Below are 22,294 nucleotides of genomic sequence, written 5' to 3' on the forward strand. Positions count from 1 at the left end.
CTAAGCCTCTGCCAGCACGCGGACCGGGTGAGCAAGAGCGCCGTCTTCGTCGAAGTACAAAAGGTCCGCTGGATCGAGCCAGACCTTGATCCCGTCGCCGGGCTGATAGTTGCGCGGTCCAGAAAGGAGCCCCACCCATCGCTCTGCGACAGCATTGATGTGAAGGTACGTTTCCGACCCGGTGAGTTCGGTGACGATCACCTTCGCATCGAATGCAATCATGCCATGTCCGCATTCGCCAACATTCAGATTGTGAGCCCGAAAGCCAGCGCGATAAACGCCGTCAGGAAATTCAGCTGGCGTTTCATCCAGCATGACCGATTGACCGGCCGGAAAGTGAATCGCAGAGCCGCGCTTTTCAGCTCGCACAAAGTTCATTGGCGGATCGGAATAAACCCTTGCGGTCGTCTCATCGACCGGACGCCGATAGACCTGTGTCGAAGGACCAAACTGCGTCACCCTGCCCTGCCAAAGTGTCGCAGTGTTCCCCCCGAGAAGAAGTGCTTCCTCCGGCTCTGTCGTCGCGTATACGAAGATGCTCCCCGACCTGGCGAAAAGGCGCGGTATCTCGATGCGCAGCTCCTCGCGAAGCTTGTAATCGAGGTTGGCCAGCGGTTCGTCCATCAGGACCAGACCGACATCCTTGACCAGCGCACGCGCGATCGCGCATCTTTGCTGTTGCCCGCCGGAAATCTCGCTAGGTTTGCGATCCAGCAGAGGGGTCAGCTGCAACAGTTCAGCCATCTCCCGGACCTTGCGATCGATCTCCTGCGCCGATGCGCCCCGAAGCTTCAGCGGCGAAGCGATATTGTCCTTCACAGTCATCGAAGGGTAGTTGACGAATTGCTGGTACACCATCGCGACATCGCGCTTCTGCACGCGCCGCCCGGTAACATCATCGCCATTCCAGAAGATTTTGCCGGTGTCGGGCACATCGAGCCCCGCCATGATCCGCATGAGCGTGGTTTTACCGGCGAGGGTCGGGCCCAGAAGGACGTTCATCGTGCCCTTCTGCAATTCCAGATCAAGAGCGTGGATGTGGGCTTCACCATCGACCGACTTGGAAACCCCTTGCAAGCGAAGGGTCATGGATCGGTTTTCAGCTCGATACTATTCAACATGCCCACCCGTCTGTCGCATCGCGCATTGCAGAGCGTCGATTGCGCGCGGAGACAAGCATTAGGTTCACCGACCTAAATGGCAATGCCTTTCCTGTTTTGCGATCAACCGAAAACCAGCGAGATCGGGCAGGGCCTTTCTCAGGGCCTTTCTCAGGGCCGGTTCGAATGGTCCATCACGACGCGATGCGTGCGGATCGCGGGGGCGCCCTCGCACTCGTCGCCGCGGAGATGCGGTCGTCGCCAGAACAGTGCATTACCCCGGCGAACGAAGTGGCCCCTGACATGATGAAGGCGCGCACGCCGACGCGCTTCGCTGGCCGCATCGCCCCCGTCATGGCGGTCGGACGCAATAAAGCAGGGTTTGAACAGACGCACTTCGCTGTGATCCAGCAGCCGCGGTTTGCCCTTGCGTAGGCGTTGTCGATTAAGCGCAGCGAGGTCGGCGGGCCGGGTTTCAATCTGCGCCTGGGCATTAAGGATCAGCACGAATGAAAACACCATTGCAGGTACCATCCAGAGGCTTTGCGCAAGCTGGCGTTTTTCGCTGGCGAGACGCGCCCCGCCCCCGCCTGCTATCCATCGAGCAGCCCACTCGGGCAGGATCTCGCCCTGTACACAGGAGAAGAAATTTCCGAGGTCGAGCGCGTCGTGGGCCATGGCGAAGCGGATACCGTCGCAGCGCGGCGCGGCGGGCTGGTCGAAGTCAAACACAAAACGGGCAGGCGAGATTTCCGGGCCGCCACTTTGCTGTTCCATTGCGACCGTAATCGTGCCAGCGCGCCCGTCGCTTGATGCCTCTACGAATGCGCCGATGCGAAAGGCAGGATCGCCTCCTTGCGCTTCTTCCACCCATTCGATCCAGCAGCACTCTGAGGGAACGCGCAGCATATCTGTGCTCGCATTCAAGAGATCCGATTGACCGAGCACCAGTTCGCGGGTGAAGCGCGCGCTGTCCGCGGCCAAGCTGTAGCGCGCCGCGCTCGAAGCAATCGCATCGCGCAAGGCGAGCATGTCGGAGAGCTTGCCCTCGACGCAGGGAGACCCGTTATCGTCGCATTGCGCGATCTGATCGAGAAGCCGCATTGGTCAGTCCCGTGCGCCAGACGTTCTTTAAAGCAGACCAAGCGGCTTGGTCCGCGTGCGCGCAGTATGCCCCGTCGCCGCTCGCCGTGCGTGCTGGCGCAAGGGCGCATCGGACGATATTGCCTGCGCAAGCTTTCGGCCTGCCACGTTGATGCTTGCCCGCACATTCCTGTCCATCAATCCCTCCTTCGATCCCTGAGGCGAAGGTGCGACAGATGCGGTTCGAAGTCCGAAGCGAAATCGGTGAACGGCTCGCTTTGGTCTGTGACCGGCCAGTTTCGCGCAAGCAGGTCAGGCGGTTAGCTTGTCCAGCACCGCGCGCTTGTAGGACTTGCTGACCCGAACGCGCGCGCCCGTCTGCAATGTCAGGCTGATCGCCGAGAATTTCTCACGATTGATCTCGCTGACTGAGGAAATCCGCACGATCGCGCTGCGGTGGACCTGAAGGAAGCGGGCGGGGTCGAGCCGCTGGGCAAGCGATCGGATGCTGTCATCGGCAAGATGCACCTCCTCGCCAACGTGGAGCGCGACATAGTCGTTTGCCGCTTCAATCCAGTCGATCTCCTCGACGCGCACACGCCTCACCGCCCCGTTTTCACGCACCCACAGGTCGCGTTCATAAGGCGACGGCACGGCGCTCGAAAAATCGGAGTTCATCCGCGACAAGGCTCCGCGCAATTGCTGGAACCGCAGCTGGTTCGCATCGCTCTCGATCCGCCCGCGCGCACGCTCGATCGCCGTCGCAAGCCTTTCGTCATCAAGCGGCTTGAGGATGTAGTCTATCACGCCTTGCGCAAAGGCATCGACCGCGAAGTTGTCGAATGCGGTGATGAAGATGACCGATGGTGCATGGTGCTCATCAAGACTTTCGAGCAACTCGAACCCGGTAAGCCCGGGCATCATGATATCGAGCAACAGAACATCGGGCCGGGTGGCGGCGATTGTTTCGAGCGCTTCGTTCCCGTCCGAAGCCGTGCCGACGATGTCGATGTTGTCGATGCTCTTGAGCGAGCGCAGAACGCGGCGCAGCGCGAGCGGCTCGTCATCGGCGACGAAAATGCGGAGCGGTTTCATGCTGGCATTTCCTCTCCGTCCGCCTCCATCGCGGCGCGCTGATAGGGAAAGCTCAGCCTCACCGCATACCCGCCAGCGCTGCGCGGCCCCGCATCGAAAGAGACATTGTCGCCGAAACGCGCGCGCAGGCGTTCCTGCACGTTGGCTTCTCCTGTCCCGAGGCCATGCGAGTTGGACGAACCCGGTCCGTCATCGACAAGGCTGATTTCGACATTCTCCCCGGCCCTGCACGCGCTCAGATCGAGCGTGACAAACCGTTTGCTCGGCGCGACAGCGTACTTGATCGCGTTTTCGACCAGCGGCTGGAGAAGAAAGCCTGAAACAAGTGCATCGCGCACGCCCGCGTCCAGATGCGCCCGGAACTCGAAACGCCCTTCGAAACGGATACGCTCGATATCGATATAGACGGCAAGATCGGCAAATTCCTGTTCCAGCGTAACGTCTTCGTTCGCTTCGCGGCGCAGGCCGCGGCGAAGGAAAATGGCGAGCTTGCGCACCATCGCCTCGCCTTTTTCGAATTGCTCTTCGCCGACCAGCGAAGAGACGGCACCAAGTGTATTGAACAGGAAATGTGGGTGAACCTGAAAGGTCAGCGCATCTAACTGTGCGCTTTGAGCCTCGCGTTGAGCCATCAGCCGCCCCTCGCGTTCCGCCTTCGCCTGTGCACCCATTACAAGCGTCAGGATGAGCACTCCCCACGCGAGCTGGAAGTGCAGCCAATAAACAATCGCGACGACATGCTGAAGCGGGGTCGCGGTTGCGCCCGCCAGTTCGAAATAAAGCAGAGAATTCACGACCGTGTGAAACGCGCCAAACACGCAAACCAGCGCGACCAGCGCGGTAATGGGCCCAATCGACGTATTCTCCACGCTCCATTCGAGGATACGGAAGATCAGCCAGCCAAGTGCAAAGCCCGACGCCATCCAAGCAAGGCGCACCAACCATAATTGCAGTGGCGGCACCTCCTCGACCGTGTTGATCGTGCCCGCATACCAGAGCATTCCCATGATGAACGCCCAAAGCGCGAGGCTGAGCCCAAGCGCCCGCCGACGCAGGCTTGCCCGGTCAATCGCTGGTGAGGCGGTCATTGAAGGGGACACGGCCTTATCCACGCATCACCAGCGAAGACAAAGGCGGCTGGCCTTCGTCCTTCAGGTGAGCGCCTGGCGAGGTCTCTTCGACAAGACGCACAAGAGGCCCGCTGACGCTGACCTGCATTCCCCCCGCGATCGCTCGAACCTCCAGATCGAAATCGGCGGGAATTGCAGCGGAAAGCTCTCCGGGAAGGGGAGCGGAGCGATGTGCGGTGCTCTCATCGGCCACGGTCTCGCTCACCCAGCGCAATTCGATGACAAGCGTGTCGCCATGATCTCGTGCCTGAAGGGTGATCGCCACCGGCTGTGAGCTGCGCGACACTCCTTCGCCGATGGCCTGCTCTATCATCGGCTGGATTAGAAATGGCGGAACAGCCGCATTCTCCAGCGTTGCAGGGAGGTTCAAACGCGTCGTCAAGCGGTCGGGAAAGCGCACGAGCTCAATTTTGAGGTAATCCTCAACCTGCGCGAACTCGTTTGCGAGCGTGTGATAGCCGCCAGCATCCTTGTGCAGGCTTGCCCGAAGAAAACTTGCAAGGCGATTGATTAGCGCCTCGGCTTCACTTTTGCGCTTTTCGAGCGCGAGAAGGCCGATCGAATTGAGCGTGTTGAACAGGAAGTGCGGGTTCAGCCGATATCGGACTGCGCGCATCCTTGCCCTGTGCGCGGCCGCGCTTGCCTCTCGGCGCAGGCTCTGTTCGCGCGATAGGCGGATATGATAGAAGCTCGCCAGGACCGCCGCTCCCCATAACAAAAGGAATTGTGCCCAAGATTCGGCGGCGAAGATGATCGGACCAAGCTCCCCCTGAAGCCATCCCATCGCCCCGCCGACCGCCCGCATAGCTAGGGCGTGTGCGATGGCGAGAGGAAAAAACCCCAGCCCAAGGACCATGATCGCCGCTGCCTGGCCTACCCTTTCGACCCATTCAAGTGCGACATAGGCCAGCAGACAAGTCGCCATCAGGACCACAAACCGCACGGCGTACATGGCGTAGAAAACATCCTGCCACACCCCCAAGAACCGCACTGCGTGAAGCGCAATTTCGACACTGATCGCAATCAGCGTGACGAGCAGCACCTTGCTCCTGAACCGCCAGAGCTCTTCGCGTGGAGCAAGAGGAGGATGGAGGATCATCATCGCGCGCATGGCGATAGTCCGATACGCACCTTTTGCAAAGGACAATGTGCCGATCCAGACGATCGCCGCCGACTTGATGGCTTGCGGGCGCGCACGTATGGCAGTTTCACAATCACAGGGTTTTCATTGCATGGTGCAGCAGGAATGACACACGCATTGTCCGACGGCGAAGGCACCCTGTTGTCTCTGATCGAGCGTGCCCAGCCGGTCACCGTCTATGAGATTTCCAAGATCTACGCATCTTCACCGGTTACGCATTTCGGCACCAGCAAGGGAAAGCTGTACCCGATGGTGCGTCGTTTGAAGGAACTGGGGCTGTTGCTGGGTGAAGAGATCGCGGGTGACCGGCGCCGGACCGAACATCTGCGTTGCACGAAAGTCGGGCTTGCGGCGCTGCGCGACTGGGCCAAGCGGGTCGATCCGGAACACCTCTTGCTCGAAGACCCGCTGCGCACGCGGATCCAATCACTGCATTTGCTCGACCTGTCCGAACAGGTCGCCTGGCTCGAACAGCTGGCCAAGGACATGCGCGCAAAGATCGCGGAGGTTCAGTCCTATGTCGAGGAAACCGAATTGCCCGAGACGGCGATAATGTTCGACAATGTGCGCGCCACCAGCGAGGCCCGGCTCGGCTGGGTCGAGCGAACGCTAGGCGCGATCCGCGAACGCAAACAATCCGACTGAAACGAAGAGAGGGCCGGCACCAAAGCGCCGGCCCTCCAAGGGTCCCGCTGTCGCAACACCGCGGGGAAGAGAAGGTTCGCCTTCGGCCTAGAAACGGAACCGAACGCCTGCGTAATACCTGCGCCCGAGGATATCGTAGACCCCCGATGCCGTATCGGTGCTGGTGGCGTTGAAGGTCGTGCCGGTCAGCAGGTTTGGCGCATCGTTGTCGAGCAAGTTGTCGACGCCTGCAAAAATCTGAAGCTCGTCGATGTCGAACACGACCTGCGTATCCAGATTGAACTCCGCCCCCTGCCGGAAGCAGCCCGCATCAAGTCCGAATGCCGAGCAGAACTGGTCGTCCTCGGTCGATGCGCCGATATACGTACCCGTAAGGCCCCAGCTGATTGCGCCGAAGTCGAACAAGGCGGTTGTGGTGAAACGATCCTTCGCCGAGCCGACTTCGCCTGCTAGCGGGTTCGCGGGCTGTCCAACCGCGGGCAGGAAATTCAGCTTGATCAGGTGCGTATAAGCGCCGGACAAATTGAGATTGGCGTTTTCGAGCCCAATCCCGTCGAGCGAGGTGTTGTACTGGACTGTCACATCGACACCCTCGGTCTCGCGAAGCGCGCCATTGGACTGAATCGCGTTGACGAATTCTAGCGAGCCGGCACTGTTGGTGCTGTCGCCGGCTGCGCGGCGGGTGATGAGATCACAAAAGACCCGATTGCCCTTGTTAAAGCACTGGTCGAGCGTGAAAGGCCGTGTCGGCGCCGCAATCACGTTTTCGATTTCGATGTCGAAATAATCGACCGTCAGTGTCAGATTGCGCAGTGGCTCGATCGAGCGCGGGTTGATGACCAGACCCAGTGTCAGAGTATCCGCAGTTTCCTCCGCGAGGTTCGGGTTGCCACCATTGAAGCCGCTGATGCCCTGAATGTCGGCCTGATTGAGCGTGAATACCCCATTGAGCGCGATATTCTCGTTTACACCCGCAAAGGATCGGCACGTATCGCCAAGTGTACCGCCGCCGCTTGGGCCGATACCGACGCAGGGGTCGGTAAGGCCTGGCGGGAAGGTCTGCGACTGTGCCGAGAACAATTCGCCAATATTCGGCGCGCGTACCGCTCGCGAATATGTTCCGCGGAAGCGAATGTCGTCGATCGGCTCCCAGAGAACTTGGCCGTTCCAGCTGGTCACTGAACCGACTGTTGAATAATCGGAAAGCCTGACCGCACCAGCGAGCTCAAGCGTGCGGAAGAACGGCACGTCGCTCAAGATCGGCACGCGCACTTCGACGAACCCCTCGATCACGTCGAATTCCCCCTGCGTGTCAGGGATCTGGTTGCTGGCGTTGAGCCCTTGGTTGGTCAGTGAATCGAAGTCGGCGAGCGAGGCTTCCTCACGGTATTCGACGCCGGTCGCAAAGCCGACCGGGCCGCCCCAAATCTCGAACAATTCGCCCGAAAGGTTGGCCTGGAACACCCGCTGCTCGATCTCGGTCTGGAACGAGCCTGGCGCATCGATATAGGCCAGCGCCTCGGGCGAGATCGCGTTCAGCCCGAAGATGTTTACAGGTGCACACCCCTGCGCTCGCGCATCGGCACTTGCACAGATCACTTCGGTAGTGTCGCCGTCGCCATCGACATCGTCAACGTCGGCCACCGCCGCGAAGGCCTGCTGGAAGTTGGGCACATTGAGCGCGCCAGCCGAACGCTGGTTCTCAGTGGTCTGGCCGTAATTGTAGCTTACATCCCAACGGAACTGCCCGTCGGCAAACTCGCCTTGCAGCCCGGCGACGACGCGGAAAAAGTCGCGGGTCGTGTCGTTGGTGCGCTCGCCCACTTCGAGCAAGCGGCGCACGAAGCCGATATCGCGCAGACCGTCGCCGTCAAGATCGGAGGCTGCCGCCACGATTTCGTCTGGGACAAGAGGGTTCAACCGGATTTCGGAGCTGTCGAGCACGCCGTCGCCGTCACTGTCTACCAGAACACGCGTTTCGATCGGCGCTCGGCCGGTTGCCGGGAACAGTCCGTTTGTCCCGCTCGATGACGACGCGAACGGTTCGATGATCCGCGCGCTCTGCGTTTTGACATAGGTCCCTTCGACGAAGGCCGTGACGCCCGGCGCGATCTCGTAATCGGCCGTGCCTGCAAAGACATAGCGCTGGACCGGCGATGCGAGCGTGCGGAAGAACTGGCGGTTGAAGCCGTTTGGCCCGCTGGCCGGGGAGCCGTCGAATGCCGTGCAGGTCGGCGTGCTGTTGACCGAAAAGCACGGTTGCAGGACGCCGGAAGGGTTGAAGGTAAAATCATCGGCATTGCTGGGCGTGCCGTTTACATCGAAGCGTCCCTGCGGCGGGAAGCTGGAGAAGAACGGCTCGCTCGGCGTGCCGAAATCGGCAGGGTCGCCGCTCAGGACGAACAAGTCGATGTCGTCGACCAGCGTGTTGCTGCGCTCGCGCGAAAGCAGTTGGCCCTGATCCGAATAGCCGGCGTGCAGCATGAAGCGCCCGCGTCCGTCGTCGATCGAACCACCGAAAGTTGCGTTGAGGCGGTAATCCTCGGCATCGCCCTGTTCGGTAATGCCATAGCGGCCTTCAAGGTTGAGCCCCTCCAGATCATCGCGATAGACGAAGTTGACCACACCTGCGACCGCGTCGGACCCATAAAGCGACGACGCGCCGCCGGTCAGGATGTCGATACGACCGATGAACTGGGTCGGGATCACGTTGAGATCGACCGTGTTGGTGCCCGCAAGCCCGCCCACGACCCGGCGACCGTTCACCAGCACCAGTGTGCGGGCGATCCCCAGATTGCGCAGATCGACAGTGGCAACGCCCGTGCCGGTGACACCGAACGCATTGTTGGTGCGCGCGAAGGTTGGCGCGCCAAAGACAGGGTTTTCGAGCAGCAGGTCCTGAATGTTCGTAACGCCCGACTGGGCGATATTCGCGGCGTCGAGCACTTGAAGCGGCTGCGTCGAAGCGGCGCTGTCCGACAGGATGCGGGAGCCGGTAACGACAATGCGGTTTTGCGCTGCGTTTTCTGACGCTGCGGCATCCGATGTGACGTCTTCGCTTGGAGCCTCGAGATCCTGCGCGCTTGCAGGCGATGCAGCAACCGCAATGGAAAGCGCTGCGCAGGATCCGAACAGTCGACGGCGTGTCTGTGAAATATGCACTGGATAGTCCCCTGATTTGCATGACAGCGACCAGGTATCGATCGCGTCGTGAGCTCAGAGGTAGTACGATTCGCACTATTCGCAATTGCTTTTAGTTCGAATCGTACTATTAAAGCGGACATCGTTGCAATTTGGCAACAAAATCAAACACCACGCCATAGCGCGGGTGAACGATGGGGAGCTTTGAATGAGTGTTTTGCCAATCCTGGGCGCGGGTCTGATCCTTGCCGGTTCGCCGGTCGTAAGTGCCTCGCCCTTCGTCGATCCGAGCAAATCGGACTTCGATACGCAGGCGACCGCATGCCGCGACGGCGTGACCTCGGCCTTCGGGCGCTATCTCGGCCAATGGGAATTCGCTGACAGTCAGATCACCCAGGACGGAACGTGGCAAGACGGTCCGGGCGGTGAGTGGGACTTCCACTGCGTCGGCGAAGGCATTGCGGTGACCGACTTCTACCGCTCACGCGCCGGGGTGTTCGGCATGACGGTTCGGATGGTCGATCCTGAAACCGGCCAGTGGGACATCATTTATACCGGGGAGGGTTCGCAGGCGATGAACCACCTCACCGGACAGGTGCGGGAAGACGGCTCGATCGAAATGCATTACACAAAGCCGGTTTTCGACCCGCTGCGCCGGATTACGTTCACGCCGATCGTCGACAATGCGTTCGACTGGACCCTCGCCATCTCGCGTGACGAGGGCGAAACGTGGCAGGACGTCTACAAGATGAGAGCAACCAGACGAGCCCTGTAGAGCGCCCTTGCCCGAAAGCTCAGCTCGGCGACCAGTCGCCTAGAGGGCGCGATATCCAGACGCCCAGCGCGCGATGCATTCGCGGACGACCAAGAGGTAATAGGTAGATGGATTAAATGGCGGAGAGGGAGTCCCCTCTAATTTAATGGTAACCCGCTAATATTGTACGGTAAGTTCTCTCGCATTGTGGTGTTCTACCACACTCTATACCACACTTAACCATCGTGAGTCTCGAAACCATGCTGGAGACGTCGAGAACGAGTTATCGCCATCTTAAGAGGCGGCTTTTCGTTTTTGGGCTCAGTCGTGTTAGTGCCTTCCCATCATGTCAGGGGGCAGACTGAATGACACGTGCAGAAGTTTTGGCGCACTTGCGCAATATCCAGACTCAAATGGATTTTGAAAGAGATGGGATTTCCAGCGCATATTTGCAAAATGTAATCGATAGAATCCTAGCTCGCTCAGAATCTCCGTCGCAAAACGATGTCACTAGCGCGCAGCCCGACAATTCAGAATGTTAATTCTCCTGGGTCAACCTTCTTGAAATAGCAATCCAAGGCACACTCTACTTTCGCCAAACCAATTGGCGTTAGCTCCAAGTACGTTCTTCTCTTGTCTTTGGGGTCCGGGCGCTTAGCCACGAGACCTTCATCGATCAGAACTTGCACCCAACGCAAACCAGTGGTCGCGGGGCACCCTGCAGCAACACATGCGTCGGTAACACTGACCTTTCGGTCGCATTTTCGCGACACGAACAAGTCGATTAAGATGTCCCATGAGGGGCTGTGAATGACTGGCACGTTGCCAAAAATGGACTGGGTTAGCTCTCTCGCCTCTAGCAGTGACGAAGCCACTCCAAGGCGGGCACTTGAATCGCATTGTGGCGGCTCGCCCGCGCCTTGTTGCTCCAACCTTTGAGCGATATTTCGAATGATTGCTGCAGCGACCTCAAGAGTTCGAGCACTAGGTGTCGATGCTCCATCGGTCATAACATTTTTGTAGTCAGCAATCCGATCTAACTCGAATGCCTCACTGTTAGATTTTCCCAACATTTGCGCCCCCCAGGATTCAATCAACTCTTGCGCTTGGCTTTCAAGCGCATCCAGAACCGATGAAACGAATCAAACACTTATCGCATTTGGATCAATCCATTAGGTGGCTGACTTATCCCGGCAGCGCGATCTATATGAACTACCTCCAGATACGGCATTAAAACTTCGACAGGCGGCCTGTAATCGAGGCAGAGCATCGAAATCGCACGAGCTACGGTGACGCTTTTCAGGCTATATTATCTATGTATAACAGATGCTTAAAATAAGGGCGCCTCAATGAGTGTGCTACAGCCCCTCATTTAGAAACCTATTCGATCTCGACGAACATTCGTCCGAAATGGAGTAAGCCGGTTAACTTAAGTATTTTCACTCAAGCGCCGACATAGCGCCAACAACTATTCTGCCTCCAACTCAATTGGAGGTCGTTCAATGGTCGCGGAGTCCCTGACACTAGTAGAAGCAAAAATCGCTCTCGATCCGTTGGGAGACGAAGATCAAGAGGACCATTCGACAAATGGCAACCTGAACCAGCCTCTCGCAATTGGCGCACTGGTTGCATCACCAATTTTGAGCAGCTGCGGTGGAGAGGACTCTGCTCCTGCAATTGTTTCGACGCCGCCGTCTAATCCCTCCCCCTCACCAACACCAAGCCCCTCCACTTCGAGGGGCATTCAAGTCGAAGATTCGGAAGCTGCTAGGTTCATACTCAGAGCAACCTTCGCTGCTTCACGAGAAGCGATTGATGCAGTGAAACGAGAGGGACGAGAAACCTGGTTGCAGCGAAACATGCGGCCACAAAACGACCAATCAGCTCAATCCTTCTTCGAGCAACTTGGTGTTGACGAGGTTGATGCTGAGCGGACGTTTGCGACTGACAGATTCCTCGACAGCATGCTCTGGTCTCAGTTCCTTTTCGGTGGGAACTCACTGCGCAAGCGCTTTGCTTTTGCTCTTTCCGAGTTCTTCGTTGTTTCTTCCAATCCGCGTTTGCGAATGTGGTGGCCTTCTCAAGCAGTGGGACACTTTTGGGACATTCTCAATCAGAACGCTTTTGGCAACTTCCGAAGCCTGCTTCGCGAAGTCTCTCTGTCGCCCGCAATGGGGACTTACCTAGACACAATCGGCAGCCAGAAAGAGGACGCTTCAAGTGGGCGAGTGCCTGATGAGAATTTTGCTCGCGAAGTAATGCAGCTTTTTACGATTGGCCTCACCGAACTGAATGATGATGGCACCGAGCGAACTAATAATGGCCGCGCGATTGAGACCTACACCAATGATGACGTCATCGGCTTAGCGAGGGTCTTCACCGGATATGACCTAGACGTATCCGGCCTCGCGAGCTTCTCCGACCCAGCCAATCCGAACCGTCAAATTCCCTCGGTAGAGGCTGTGAGAAGGCCAATGACGGCTAATCCTCAGCACTGGCCTAGACCTGCTTCTGAGAGCCAACACTCATTAAGACAAAAGCAATTCCTGGGCCGGACGATTCCAGCCGGAACTAGCGCTGAACAAAGCCTGGAGATGGCTCTCGACATCTTGTTTTTGCACCCGAACGTTGGCCCATTTTTCGGCAAGCAAATGATTCAACGTTTGGTAACTAGCAATCCAAGCCCGGACTATGTCCGAAGGATAGCGAGAGCGTTTAACGACAATGGCGAGGGAGTGCGCGGCGATCTAGGTCACGTCTTCAAGGCAATTCTGTTAGATCCCGAAGCGAACTCGCGAGCAACTCTAACGGACCTTCGCTTCGGGAAGCTTCGTGAGCCGGTTGTGCGCTTTGTGCAATTCGGTCGAACGTTCAATCTTTACAAAAACAGTGAACCAGGCATCACTAGGTCGCTCGACGACAATGCTGATGCGCTGTCTCAGTCTCCATTCCAAGCCCTCTCTGTCTTCAACTTCTTCCGACCAAGATACTCGCCGCCTGCGTCCGCCACCGCCGCAAACCAATTTGTCGCGCCGGAATTTCAGCTAGTCGATGAAACAAGCATCGCTGGGTATGTGAATTTCCTGTCCCGGCTGGTCTCCGGCAAGCTTCACTACCTCAACGACCTTGCACCGGACTATTCGGGCGTGATGGAATTTGCCTCCGAAACGGCGCGCCTAATCAACGAATTAGACCTGATACTTACGGCAGGTCAGCTTAATGAGGCAACACGCGCGACTATCGCAGAAGCGATCGACACCATTCCGAATGCCGATCAGGGGGACGACGAGCTGCTCCGACGTGTCCAGTCCGCGATTACGCTCATTATGGCGTCGAATGACTACCTCATTCAAAAGTAGGAGGCCCGCATGTGGGTTATTAAATCTCAGGAACTGTCGCGTCGCGCTTTTCTCGAACGCAGTGCATCTTTGGCGATAGCAGGAACAGCCAGCTCTTTTGCTCTTGGCCTTACAGGAATATCCGAAGCCGCGGCCCTCGCGACGAACGGCGACTATAAAGCTCTCGTGTGCATATTTCTCTATGGGGGGAATGACCACGCCAACACACTCATTCCTTTCGATGCGAACAACTACGGGAAATACGCTTCGATCAGGCAAGGGGTGGCTCTGGCGCGCGAGCAGCTTAGCGGCACCTTGCTTCGCCAGCCGGATGAGCAAATTCTCACAAACGACGTCAACTTCGCGCTATCCCCATCGATGCCACGAATGCACAGGCTATTCGGTGAGAACAAGCTGGGCGTTCTGCTAAACGTTGGGCCGTTGGAGGCGCCAATCACAAGGGCTCAGTTCGAGAGCGGCAACACGCGCTCATTTCCCCGCCCTGCCAAGCTCTTCTCGCATAACGACCAGCAATCAACCTGGCAGTCATCCGGGGTCGAAGGAACGCCTACTGGATGGGGTGGGCGCTTGGGCGACCTAGCTCAAAGCGCAAATTCCAATGCGATGTTTACTGCGATCAATGTGACAGGGAATGCCGTATTCTTGACGGGACGCTCGACCATACCCTTCAAAATATCAAAGAGAGGCCCTGTAGAGTTCGTTCCCGTGAAGTCTGGTACGCTCTTCCGCTCAACTGCAGTTAGCGATGCTCTTCAATCCGTAATGAGGACGCACCACCAGCACATTCTTGAGCAAGACTACGCGGCAACAGTCTCGCGCGCTCTCGCAAATACGCCGTTCGTGAGCGAAGTTTTGTCCGGGTCTTCATCCGTTCCGGGAGCGATTGCGGGCAACTCCCTTTCTGAGCAATTGGAGACAGTTGCGAAACTGATTGAGGCGCGGGATGCATTGGGCGTGACTAGGCAAGTGTTTATGGTTTCCTTGGGCGGCTTCGACCACCACAGCAACCTGATTGGTCCGCACGAAGAGCTGCTCTCTCAACTCGATTCCGCTGTAGATCAATTCTATCGGACCACGGAGAGACTAGGTGTTTCCGATCAAGTCACGACTTTCACCGCTTCAGATTTCGGAAGAACTCTGACGCCAAACGGAAACGGTTCAGACCATGGCTGGGGCGGACACCATTTCATCATCGGAGGAGCGGTCAAAGGCGGCCAATTCTATGGCACGGCTCCCTCCGTTTCCACTCGGACAGACGACCAAGTCGGACGCGGACGGTTGCTCCCTTCGACTTCGGTGGATGAGTATTCTGCGACGCTCGCGCGCTGGTTCGGAGTAGCAGACTCCGAGCTATCGAGCATCGCTCCAAACATCGGTCGGTTCGGCCAGCCGAACTTAGGATTTATGAAAGAGCCACCGCAGGCATAACGACGCATGCGCTAGGTTCGATAGGCAGGCGAGGCTAAGCCATCGGCCAACTCTGCCGACGGGAACTCTTGAACAAAGGCAATCGCCGTTTCGAGATTACGAAAGTAGAAGGCCGCTGTGCTGCAGGCGAAGCCCGGCTGACTGTGGCAGGCATGATCCATCGCGCCGACGTGTTCGTTGAGCCATTGATGCATTGAGTCGAGCTGCGGCCCCAACCCTTCGGCTGGTACGCGAATTTTTACTCTTATTGGGAAAGCCAAGTCATCGCGCTTGGCCTGTCGAATCGAGTGCCGTGACATTTGCGGAACAATACGGGAACAACATCAAACAGCAATCGCTTGCGCGCGCGCGCGAAAAACTGGTTTAGCGATGACGCGGCGGCTTGCCGCCGGTGTCCTTGATACCGGACTGCACATTGCGCTACCCCCTACCCCTCGCCCAGTAGGGACAGTTCGCGAGCCTCAGCCTTCCGAACCGTCACGCGGTAAATGCCAAAGGTTGGCTCGGCATCTTGCTTCGCGCGCCTGTCTTCGCCTATGTGAAGTTCGACTACCCAATTTTCATCTTCCTTAAGCTGCTCGAAAAGCTGTGTGTGCAGTTCTACTGGCAAGAATACATTGGCGCTGTCAAAACTGCGGTCTTTTGCAACTCTCGACGGCCAGCCTAATCGTGTTCTCTCGATTTGACGGCTTTCAGGAATGAAATGGATTGTCTGCGTTTTCTTGAACTCTAAGAGCAAGTCTGGGACGTATTCCGGATGAAACGGGATTATCTCCCCAACTAAATCAAAACTTCGTCCTAGACGCCAATTTCCACAGAAGCCCACCTCAAAATCCCGCGGGATTATGTGCTTCACCAACAATTGGTAGCCGCCATCGTTAGGAGGATGGTAGGTCATTTCTGGGTCCTGCCTCGATTTCGGCAATCGAGAGCGAACGTCCACAATAAGGAGGAAGATTGCGGCGATGGCGATAAAGAGGAAGCCAAGTTCCAAGTTCGAACCCTCCAGCATCGAAAGCAGGGAGGGCGTTGATTAGCCGCTGTCAGGCCATCGAGCCAATGTTTTGAGTCCGCCCCCAACGTTTGCCGACCACCAAGCCCCCATGCTTGCGCAGACGTAGACCCAATTCCACAGCTACGGTCTCAGAGCTACCCTTCACCATGTAGTTCGCCATCGCTTCGGCATTGGCCCAATAGTGAGCGGGGTTCGTGCTGGCACAGTCAAGCCTTCCCCCTATTGGCCGCATGTCGCTCACCTTGGTGCTATATTGTCCGCCCGCCCTTTTGATCCACTTGCGAGGGTGATGGCCGCTCAGTTTCCAGCCGAGTGGCAAATGAAGGGCGATGTGGACGTGAGCGCCGTTCTTGGGTCCGATTTCTCTCACCCAAACTGCCGCAAAGCATCCACCTTGATTTCGCGCAAAGCGACCGCACTGCGCGAGCAGTTTGCCGATGAACGCAGCTCCGTCGCCATCATCGATCCCGGCCCATTCGTAATTGACCGTCCAATAGCGGTTGAGCGGCATGCCCTTAAGCTCGGCTACAGCTATAGCCTTGAGAATGCCTTCACTGTGCTCCTGCTTAAGCGCAGTTGAGATACGGTTTCTGCGATTGCGTGCACCGCCCCAATTGCTGAGGGCATTCCCGCCCCCACTCTGGCGTCTAGAAGCCCGCCTCGCGCGCGTACGCGTACTGTTCCTTTTGCTCGGTTCCTCGAATGCGCGGGGAATGCGCGAAGGCTCTTCTTCCGGCTGGCTTGGCCCGGAACTATTAATTTGCATGATGCGTGCCAATCAAGTGCGCACGCCTGTTTCCCGCCTGTAAAAACAGGCAAGACCGCGTAGCACTGTCGAAGTTTCAAGATTGGTCGGAAGCTGGGTGGGGACCGCCGTGCAATGACAGCCCCCTTGCCCGTTTTTCACCGTTATAAAATGGTGTGCTGGTTGTTGTGGCGCTTACGCGCTCGCCTCGCGATTTGATTTCCTTTGATTGTTTTTCAAAGGCGAAAACCGGTGTTCGCTCGGTGAGTTATCACCAAGGAGCTTCAGCCCGAGGCGATAGCGCGCATGGCGATAAGGCCCTTCGATCTCTGTCGAGATTTCCAGCCCATCCTCGCGCAAGGCGTGGATCGTGCCGCCAAGCCGCGTATGCCAAGGAAGCGTATCGTGCTGCGTAATGCCGCCGGGGCTTTCGACCAGCATGTCGAGCACGATAGCCCGCTTGCCTCGGTAAGCCCATTTGCGGCCCTCTGAGTCACGATATGCGGTTTTGGCGCTGTCGGCTCGCCTGTAGCCTTCTAGCGCGCTCACAGCGCATCCTCAGGAGTCTGAGCAATGCCGTCGCTCTCTGAAGAGCGTCGGTCGATCAGATCCAACCAATCAATGGCCGATTGGATTGCAAACTCCACTGTAGAGCGAGGCAAGGCGAGCCATTGCTCATTCGTGTTGCTTTCACCCCGTGGTCCGAGGTACATCGGAATTGCTGTTGCTAGGACTGTAATGGCATCGGGGGTTGGTGTTGGCGCACCGCCCCCACTCTTTGCGCGATTAGGCGGCTTCATCTTCACCTCCCTTGACGATTGGCAGGCTCGCAGCCCAAGCTTCGGCATCTTCGATTGCGATGCGAGTGGCACTACCGAACTTGCGCAGCTTAAGACGACCAGCCGCAGCCTCACGGTAAAGCGAAGTCTTGCCGATGCGATAAAGGCTACAGAAGTCTGCGACGGTGAGGAGTTTACTAGGTCGCTCGGCCCATTGGTTTGAAAAACCCATGGCTTTTCCTTTCTTGCTTGGTCTCCCAATGCGCTGGGAGTGGGGTGAAACCGCGACGAACGCCACGGACGCCTAGAGAATCCTCTAGGTCGTCTCGCTAAGCAAGAGTGATGAGCCCGTTTTATTGACAGAAATTCCCCCTTGATCTGTGGATAGCGGGGATTCGACCTTAAGCTGGCACGCATCCGACATTTCTGTGGCACTGCTCCACTAGCAACCAACAGCTTATCTACTCTGTCATTGGTGCTCGGTCAGTTTGCCACAAGTTTCAGGATGCGGCCATCGGCGGAACCTACGCAATACGCAGCCCACACGTTCATCAACTGCCGACGCTTTTCGAGCATGGTTCCACGCTGATATGCAGCTACCGTCTTGTCGCTCACCACATGCGCCAACGCTGCCTCTGCTAGATCAGATGGCCAATTCGTTTGCTCGCCCACCCAATCCCTGAAAGTTGAGCGGAAGCCGTGCGCCGTCACGCCAACCCCCATGTCGCGCAGCGCTTTCGTGAGCGTCATATCGGACAAGGGCTTTCCGCGTTTCTGTCCCGGAAAGACAAGGTCGGTGTACTCGCGTCGGTGCGGCTCCATCCCTTCGAAAAGCGCCACGGCTTGCGGCGAAAGCGGAACCACGTGCTCGCGCCCTGCCTTCATTCGTTCGGCTGGCACGGTCCAAGTCGCAGCCTCCAAATCCAGCTCGCTCCACGTCATCAACCGAACTTCGCCAGAACGCGCGGCAGTCAGGATTGCAGCCTCCAAGGCCAATCGGCCCATGCTTTCGGTTTCCCGTAGTTTGCCCATAAACTGGGGAAGCTCGGAGTATGGAAGTGCGGCGTGGTGCTTGGTCTTGGCGCGCTGTCTTGGCAGTGCCTTGTCTATGACGGGAAGTGCGAGCGCGGCATCGCGATAGCCTTTGCCGACCGCCCAATCGATCACGGTGTTAATGCGTTGGCGAAGCCGCCGCGCAGTTTCCGGTTTCTCAAGCCAAATCGCGGCAAGGCAGTCACGAACCGCCGCCGCGTCAACGTCTGCGACCGATCGATTACCAAGCGTTGGCACTGCATAAGTTTCAAGCGTATTGATCCATTGCGCCGAATGCTTTGGGTTCTTCCAATTCGGCGCGTTTTCCGCATGCACCGCTTTTACGGCGTCCGAAAACGTTGGGATACCAGCCGCCCTAGCTCTTTCCGCAACCGGATCGATGCCGCGCTCAATCTTCTCGCGAACTTCGCTTGCTCGCTCTCGCGCCAGCTTGAGAGGAACCTTGCTCGCACTGCCGATTCCGATGTCGCGCCGCCGCCCGTCTTTCTGCACTCGGACAACCCAGCTTTTCCCTCCACGTTTGCCGATAACGAGATAAAGCCCTTCGCCGTCGCCATAGCGCCCTGGCTCCTTTGCCGCCTTCACCGATGCTGCTGTCAGCCTCGCCATAACCTTACCCCAACCTTGCCGTAACCTTTGGGTCTTCCCACACTTTATCCCACACGCTAGCGCGGTTGGCAGGGAACGGCAAGGCTCGGCTAGGCGCGTCGAACGCCGCTAACTCCCTCTATCTCAGGGGCTTCGTCGAAAGGTGGGGTTCGGCTAGGAAAGCGTAGGTGGCGGAGAGGGAGGGATTCGAACCCTCGGTACTCGTGAGAGCACAACGGTTTTCGAGACCGCCCCGTTCGACCACTCCGGCACCTCTCCGCATCTGCCTGCACTATCGCTTTGCCGCTTGAGCGCTGGCGTCTTGCCTGCGCTATCGCTTCGCTGCTTGAGCGCTGGTGTCTTGTCTGCGCCGCCACTTCGTCGCTTGAGGACGAAAGATGGTGCGCCGATCTGGTCCAACCGACGACAAGGAGCGCGCCCGTTAGCGCAGGCTCAGCCGCTTGCCAAGCCCTGTTCGCGACCATTTGGCACCAAAAGGCGGGCATATCTTATTGGCAACAAGGGCGCGTAACTTGTTTTGCACGTGCGAAGGACCATATTCTGAAAGCTATGGAACGCGCTCACTTCTTTTCCAGCCAAGCGGGACGGACCATCAACGCCCCTCGCTCTTCACGCAGCCGGTTCGGCATTGGCGAGGTTGTACGCCACCGCCTGTTCGATTTCCGCGGCGTCGTATTCGATATCGACCCGGTCTTCGCCAATAGCGAGGAATGGTACGAATCGATCCCCGAAGAAATCCGCCCTCCCCGCGACCAGCCATTCTACCACCTCCTCGCCGAGAACGAAGAGTCGAGCTATGTCGCCTATGTGAGCCAGGGAAATCTCGTCGCTGATCCTAGCGGTGGGCCGATCGACCATCCGACCGTCCCCCAGCTGTTTGAGCAGTTCAAGGACGGTCGCTATCGGATGCGGCGCAGCCTCACGCATTGATGCCCCGCGGCTGGCTGGGCCATCGCCGGGCTAGCTCTTAAGCTTCCAGCCGGTGCGCAGGACGGCATAGACCGCAAAAGCGATAACAAGATTAAAGACCGCGATGCCGATGGCGGCCATCGTGACGGCGCTCGCATCTCCGATATCGCTTTGCCCGAGGAAGCCATAGCGGAAGCCCGAGATCACGTAGAAGAACGGGTTCGCACGGCTCACAGCCTGGAAAGCGGGCGCGAGGTTGTCGATGACGTAGAACGTGCCCGACAGCAGCGAGAGGGGCGCAATCACGAAATTGGTAATCGCGGCGTTGTGGTCGAACTTCTCGGCCCAGATCGAGGTCGCAAGACCAAGCAGCGCCAGCATCACAGCTCCCATCAGCCCAAACCAGATCACCGCCCAAATGTGTGTCACGGCCAGAGAAACGCCCGGCCAAAGCGCCATCGCGAGCGCAACCGTGCAGCCCACAGCGATCGCCCGCGTGACAGCAGCCGCCACGATCCCGCCCATCAGCTCTCCGGGAGAAAGCGGCGGCATCAGTAGGTCGATAATCGTCCCCTGGATCTTGCCCGAGAGCAGCGAGAAGGACGAATTGGCAAACGCGTTCTGCATCATGCCCATCACGATCAGGCCCGGCGCAACGAAGCTTGCGAACTCCACGCCAAGCACTTCGCGCCCTCCCCGGCCCAGCGCGACCGTGAAGATTACGAGAAACAGCAGCGTTGTGACCGCCGGAGCCCAGATCGTCTGCGTCTGGACCTTGAGAAACCGGCGCACCTCCTTCATATAGAGCGCGAAAAGACCCACGCGGTTGATGCCGGTTATCACCGGGACACCGCGCTCCGGGAAGTTTCGCGGACTATTGGGGTTTGCTGAAAGCTCGTCTGCCATGGGAAAGGTCGCCTAAGGCCTCTGGCAAGATGTGACAAGCAACCTATCTAGGGCCCGAGGACAAGTTCGGGCACGACAGGAACGGATGTTTTATGAGTTGGACTGACGAGCGCATCGCAACGCTCAAGAAAATGTGGGAAGGCGGATCGACCGCCAGCCAGATTGCAGAGGAATTGGGCGGTGTCAGCCGCAACGCGGTGATCGGCAAGGCACACCGCCTCGGCCTCAAATCGCGGCCTTCTCCGGTCAAGACGAACGAGAAGAAAAAGGCCGCGGCCAAGAAAGCGGCACCCAAACCCGCGCCAAAGAAGGCGGCGAGCAAACCGGTGGCGAAGCCCGCCGCAAAGCCCGAGCCCAAGGCCGACGCTCCGGCAGCCGAAGCTGAGAGCGAAGCCGCCAGCGCGAAGGCAGCAGATCCCAAGTCCACAAATTCGCAAGCCATTCCCAATCCCACGCCAAACCTGCCGAAGATCGTCTCGGTCGGCCCCGGCGGCTTTCTGCGACAGGGCCCCGGCGACCAGCAGGCACCGATCCCGCCCGCACCGCCGCGTCGCCTTGTCCCCGCCAAGCCGAGCCCCGAGATCGCGGACAAGACCAGCCTGCTTGACCTGTCGGACAAGGTCTGCCGCTGGCCGATGGGCCATCCGGGTGAGCCTGATTTCCATTTCTGCGGCGAAGCGGTGAACCCCGGCTTCCCCTATTGCGTCGAACATTGCGGCCGCGCTTATCAGGCACAGCTGCCTCGCGGTGCGCGCCGTCCCCCGCCGCCGCTTCCGTTTGGCGGTCCGCGGGTCCGCTAACAATCACAATCACGTAAGGCCCGGCCGCGCACCAAGCGCCGCCGGGCCTTTCTGTTTTCAGGAAGGAACCGCCCATGCCGCTCACTCTTCACGCAGCTTTTGTCCCGAGCGCACTCCAGATGCTTGGCACCGCATCGCATCTTCTCGACAAGACCGAAGGCTGGTGCGCGACACGCGAATGCGACCATTCGGCGATCCTTGGTGCGCAGCTGATCGATGACATGTTGCCCTTTACATACCAGATCAAAAGCGTTGCGGAGCATACTGCGGGCGCGATCGCAGCGGTGCGCAAGGGGGTTGCCACTCCCGACCTCAATCCCCCGCCTTCCACATTCGATGCGCTGCGCGAAAAGCTGGATGGCGCAAAAGAGGCTATGAAAGCGCTCGACGAAGAAGAGATGGAAGACTGGATCGGGCGCGACATGCGCTTTGAGTTCAAGGAAACCCGGCTCGCTTTCACGGCTGAGGATTTCCTGCTGAGCTTTGCTCAACCCAATTTTTATTTCCACTGTAGCGCCGCCTACGCCATCGCCCGCCACTTTGGCGTTGAGATCGGGAAGATGGATTACATGGGCCGTGTCCGCGCCCGTCAGGGATGAAGC

The 22,294-nt window shown here is 58.3% G+C and carries 20 protein-coding genes and 1 tRNA gene; 7 read left to right on the plus strand and 14 right to left on the minus strand.

Annotated features, from left to right (window positions below; all coding sequences use genetic code 11):
• From CD351_RS13365 to CD351_RS13385, 5 genes are all read right to left on the minus strand, one after another.
• Positions 1–1,089: an ABC transporter ATP-binding protein gene (locus CD351_RS13365; RefSeq protein ID WP_111993098.1), complete on the minus strand. Its 1,089-nt coding sequence runs from the start codon at positions 1,087–1,089 to the stop codon at positions 1–3.
• 182 nt (positions 1,090–1,271) lie between these two features.
• Positions 1,272–2,204, minus strand: coding sequence for a hypothetical protein (locus CD351_RS13370; protein ID WP_111993099.1), 933 nt, complete (start codon positions 2,202–2,204; stop codon positions 1,272–1,274).
• A gap of 291 nt (positions 2,205–2,495) precedes the next feature.
• Positions 2,496–3,278 carry a LytTR family DNA-binding domain-containing protein gene (locus CD351_RS13375; RefSeq protein WP_111993100.1) on the minus strand — a complete coding sequence of 261 codons (783 nt, stop codon included), beginning with the start codon at positions 3,276–3,278 and terminating at the stop codon, positions 2,496–2,498.
• Complete coding sequence (locus CD351_RS13380; protein ID WP_111993101.1) at positions 3,275–4,366, minus strand: sensor histidine kinase; 1,092 nt, start codon at positions 4,364–4,366, stop codon at positions 3,275–3,277. The genes CD351_RS13375 and CD351_RS13380 overlap by 4 nt, the downstream gene beginning before the upstream one ends.
• Before the next feature lie 16 nt (positions 4,367–4,382).
• Complete coding sequence (locus CD351_RS13385; RefSeq protein ID WP_162627733.1) at positions 4,383–5,555, minus strand: sensor histidine kinase; 1,173 nt, start codon at positions 5,553–5,555, stop codon at positions 4,383–4,385.
• Positions 5,556–5,654: 99 nt separating this feature from the next.
• Between CD351_RS13385 and CD351_RS13390 the strand changes: the two genes are divergently transcribed.
• Positions 5,655–6,194: a helix-turn-helix transcriptional regulator gene (locus CD351_RS13390; protein ID WP_162627734.1), complete on the plus strand. Its 540-nt coding sequence runs from the start codon at positions 5,655–5,657 to the stop codon at positions 6,192–6,194.
• Positions 6,195–6,281: 87 nt separating this feature from the next.
• Here the strand turns inward: CD351_RS13390 and CD351_RS13395 are convergent, their stop codons facing one another.
• A complete protein-coding gene (locus tag CD351_RS13395) occupies positions 6,282–9,356 on the minus strand; it encodes a TonB-dependent receptor domain-containing protein (RefSeq protein ID WP_111993104.1) in 3,075 nt (1,024 codons plus the stop codon).
• A 187-nt stretch (positions 9,357–9,543) separates the two neighbouring features.
• Here CD351_RS13395 and CD351_RS13400 point away from each other — a divergent pair, with 187 nt between their 5' ends.
• The 3 genes from CD351_RS13400 (at position 9,544) to CD351_RS13415 (ending at position 14,876) form a co-directional block, all read left to right on the plus strand.
• The gene (locus CD351_RS13400; RefSeq protein WP_111993105.1) at positions 9,544–10,110 is read left to right on the plus strand and encodes a hypothetical protein; all 567 of its coding nucleotides are present in this window, start codon (positions 9,544–9,546) and stop codon (positions 10,108–10,110) included.
• A gap of 1,481 nt (positions 10,111–11,591) precedes the next feature.
• Positions 11,592–13,448, plus strand: a complete 1,857-nt coding sequence (locus tag CD351_RS13410; RefSeq protein ID WP_111993107.1) for a DUF1800 family protein — start codon at positions 11,592–11,594, stop codon at positions 13,446–13,448.
• A 9-nt stretch (positions 13,449–13,457) separates the two neighbouring features.
• On the plus strand, positions 13,458–14,876 hold the full coding sequence (locus CD351_RS13415; protein WP_111993108.1) for a DUF1501 domain-containing protein: 1,419 nt from the start codon (positions 13,458–13,460) through the stop codon (positions 14,874–14,876).
• A gap of 11 nt (positions 14,877–14,887) precedes the next feature.
• Here the strand turns inward: CD351_RS13415 and CD351_RS13420 are convergent, their stop codons facing one another.
• The 7 genes from CD351_RS13420 to CD351_RS13450 form a co-directional block, all read right to left on the minus strand.
• Entirely contained in the window at positions 14,888–15,136 is a 249-nt protein-coding gene (locus CD351_RS13420; RefSeq protein ID WP_162627735.1) for a hypothetical protein, read from the minus strand.
• Positions 15,137–15,303: 167 nt separating this feature from the next.
• A complete protein-coding gene (locus CD351_RS13425; protein ID WP_162627736.1) occupies positions 15,304–15,870 on the minus strand; it encodes a hypothetical protein in 567 nt (188 codons plus the stop codon).
• Positions 15,871–15,919: 49 nt separating this feature from the next.
• Positions 15,920–16,402 (minus strand): hypothetical protein, encoded by a 483-nt coding sequence (locus tag CD351_RS15765; protein ID WP_162627737.1) that lies wholly within the window; start codon positions 16,400–16,402, stop codon positions 15,920–15,922.
• Between the two features lie 429 nt (positions 16,403–16,831).
• Positions 16,832–17,185: a hypothetical protein gene (locus tag CD351_RS13435; RefSeq protein WP_111993112.1), complete on the minus strand. Its 354-nt coding sequence runs from the start codon at positions 17,183–17,185 to the stop codon at positions 16,832–16,834.
• Between the two features lie 237 nt (positions 17,186–17,422).
• Positions 17,423–17,647 carry a helix-turn-helix domain-containing protein gene (locus tag CD351_RS13440; protein WP_111993113.1) on the minus strand — a complete coding sequence of 75 codons (225 nt, stop codon included), beginning with the start codon at positions 17,645–17,647 and terminating at the stop codon, positions 17,423–17,425.
• Positions 17,648–17,898: 251 nt separating this feature from the next.
• Positions 17,899–19,077: a site-specific integrase gene (locus tag CD351_RS13445; RefSeq protein ID WP_111993114.1), complete on the minus strand. Its 1,179-nt coding sequence runs from the start codon at positions 19,075–19,077 to the stop codon at positions 17,899–17,901.
• A 168-nt stretch (positions 19,078–19,245) separates the two neighbouring features.
• Positions 19,246–19,335, minus strand: a tRNA-Ser gene (locus tag CD351_RS13450).
• A gap of 291 nt (positions 19,336–19,626) precedes the next feature.
• On the opposite strand from CD351_RS13450, the gene hspQ reads away from it, so the two are divergent.
• Entirely contained in the window at positions 19,627–20,007 is a 381-nt protein-coding gene (gene hspQ, locus CD351_RS13455; RefSeq protein ID WP_111993115.1) for a heat shock protein HspQ, read from the plus strand.
• 30 nt (positions 20,008–20,037) lie between these two features.
• Here the strand turns inward: hspQ and CD351_RS13460 are convergent, their stop codons facing one another.
• Positions 20,038–20,892 (minus strand): ABC transporter permease, encoded by an 855-nt coding sequence (locus tag CD351_RS13460; protein ID WP_111993116.1) that lies wholly within the window; start codon positions 20,890–20,892, stop codon positions 20,038–20,040.
• 92 nt (positions 20,893–20,984) lie between these two features.
• Here CD351_RS13460 and CD351_RS13465 point away from each other — a divergent pair, with 92 nt between their 5' ends.
• Both CD351_RS13465 and CD351_RS13470 read left to right on the plus strand, forming a co-directional pair.
• Positions 20,985–21,692, plus strand: coding sequence for a GcrA family cell cycle regulator (locus CD351_RS13465; RefSeq protein WP_111993117.1), 708 nt, complete (start codon positions 20,985–20,987; stop codon positions 21,690–21,692).
• A gap of 74 nt (positions 21,693–21,766) precedes the next feature.
• Positions 21,767–22,291, plus strand: a complete 525-nt coding sequence (locus CD351_RS13470; RefSeq protein WP_111993118.1) for a DUF1993 family protein — start codon at positions 21,767–21,769, stop codon at positions 22,289–22,291.
• The last annotated feature ends 3 nt before the right edge of the window (positions 22,292–22,294 follow it).

Origin of the sequence: Erythrobacter sp. KY5 (assembly GCF_003264115.1) — a bacterium.
In the GTDB taxonomy this organism is placed as follows: Bacteria; Pseudomonadota; Alphaproteobacteria; order Sphingomonadales; family Sphingomonadaceae; genus Erythrobacter.

Excerpts from the sequence above, each read along its gene's own strand:
- CD351_RS13410 (WP_111993107.1), top strand. The coding sequence starts at position 11,592 with ATGGTCGCGGAGTCCCTGACACTAGTAGAAGCAAAAATCGCTCTCGAT.
- CD351_RS13390 (WP_162627734.1), top strand. The coding sequence starts at position 5,655 with ATGACACACGCATTGTCCGACGGCGAAGGCACCCTGTTGTCTCTGATC.
- hspQ (WP_111993115.1), top strand. The coding sequence starts at position 19,627 with ATGGAACGCGCTCACTTCTTTTCCAGCCAAGCGGGACGGACCATCAAC.
- CD351_RS13365 (WP_111993098.1), bottom strand. The coding sequence starts at position 1,089 with ATGACCCTTCGCTTGCAAGGGGTTTCCAAGTCGGTCGATGGTGAAGCC.
- CD351_RS13465 (WP_111993117.1), top strand. The coding sequence starts at position 20,985 with ATGAGTTGGACTGACGAGCGCATCGCAACGCTCAAGAAAATGTGGGAA.
- CD351_RS15765 (WP_162627737.1), bottom strand. The coding sequence starts at position 16,402 with ATGCCGCTCAACCGCTATTGGACGGTCAATTACGAATGGGCCGGGATC.
- CD351_RS13445 (WP_111993114.1), bottom strand. The coding sequence starts at position 19,077 with ATGGCGAGGCTGACAGCAGCATCGGTGAAGGCGGCAAAGGAGCCAGGG.
- CD351_RS13460 (WP_111993116.1), bottom strand. The coding sequence starts at position 20,892 with ATGGCAGACGAGCTTTCAGCAAACCCCAATAGTCCGCGAAACTTCCCG.
- CD351_RS13370 (WP_111993099.1), bottom strand. The coding sequence starts at position 2,204 with ATGCGGCTTCTCGATCAGATCGCGCAATGCGACGATAACGGGTCTCCC.
- CD351_RS13470 (WP_111993118.1), top strand. The coding sequence starts at position 21,767 with ATGCCGCTCACTCTTCACGCAGCTTTTGTCCCGAGCGCACTCCAGATG.
- CD351_RS13440 (WP_111993113.1), bottom strand. The coding sequence starts at position 17,647 with ATGGGTTTTTCAAACCAATGGGCCGAGCGACCTAGTAAACTCCTCACC.
- CD351_RS13375 (WP_111993100.1), bottom strand. The coding sequence starts at position 3,278 with ATGAAACCGCTCCGCATTTTCGTCGCCGATGACGAGCCGCTCGCGCTG.
- CD351_RS13415 (WP_111993108.1), top strand. The coding sequence starts at position 13,458 with ATGTGGGTTATTAAATCTCAGGAACTGTCGCGTCGCGCTTTTCTCGAA.
- CD351_RS13380 (WP_111993101.1), bottom strand. The coding sequence starts at position 4,366 with ATGACCGCCTCACCAGCGATTGACCGGGCAAGCCTGCGTCGGCGGGCG.
- CD351_RS13400 (WP_111993105.1), top strand. The coding sequence starts at position 9,544 with ATGAGTGTTTTGCCAATCCTGGGCGCGGGTCTGATCCTTGCCGGTTCG.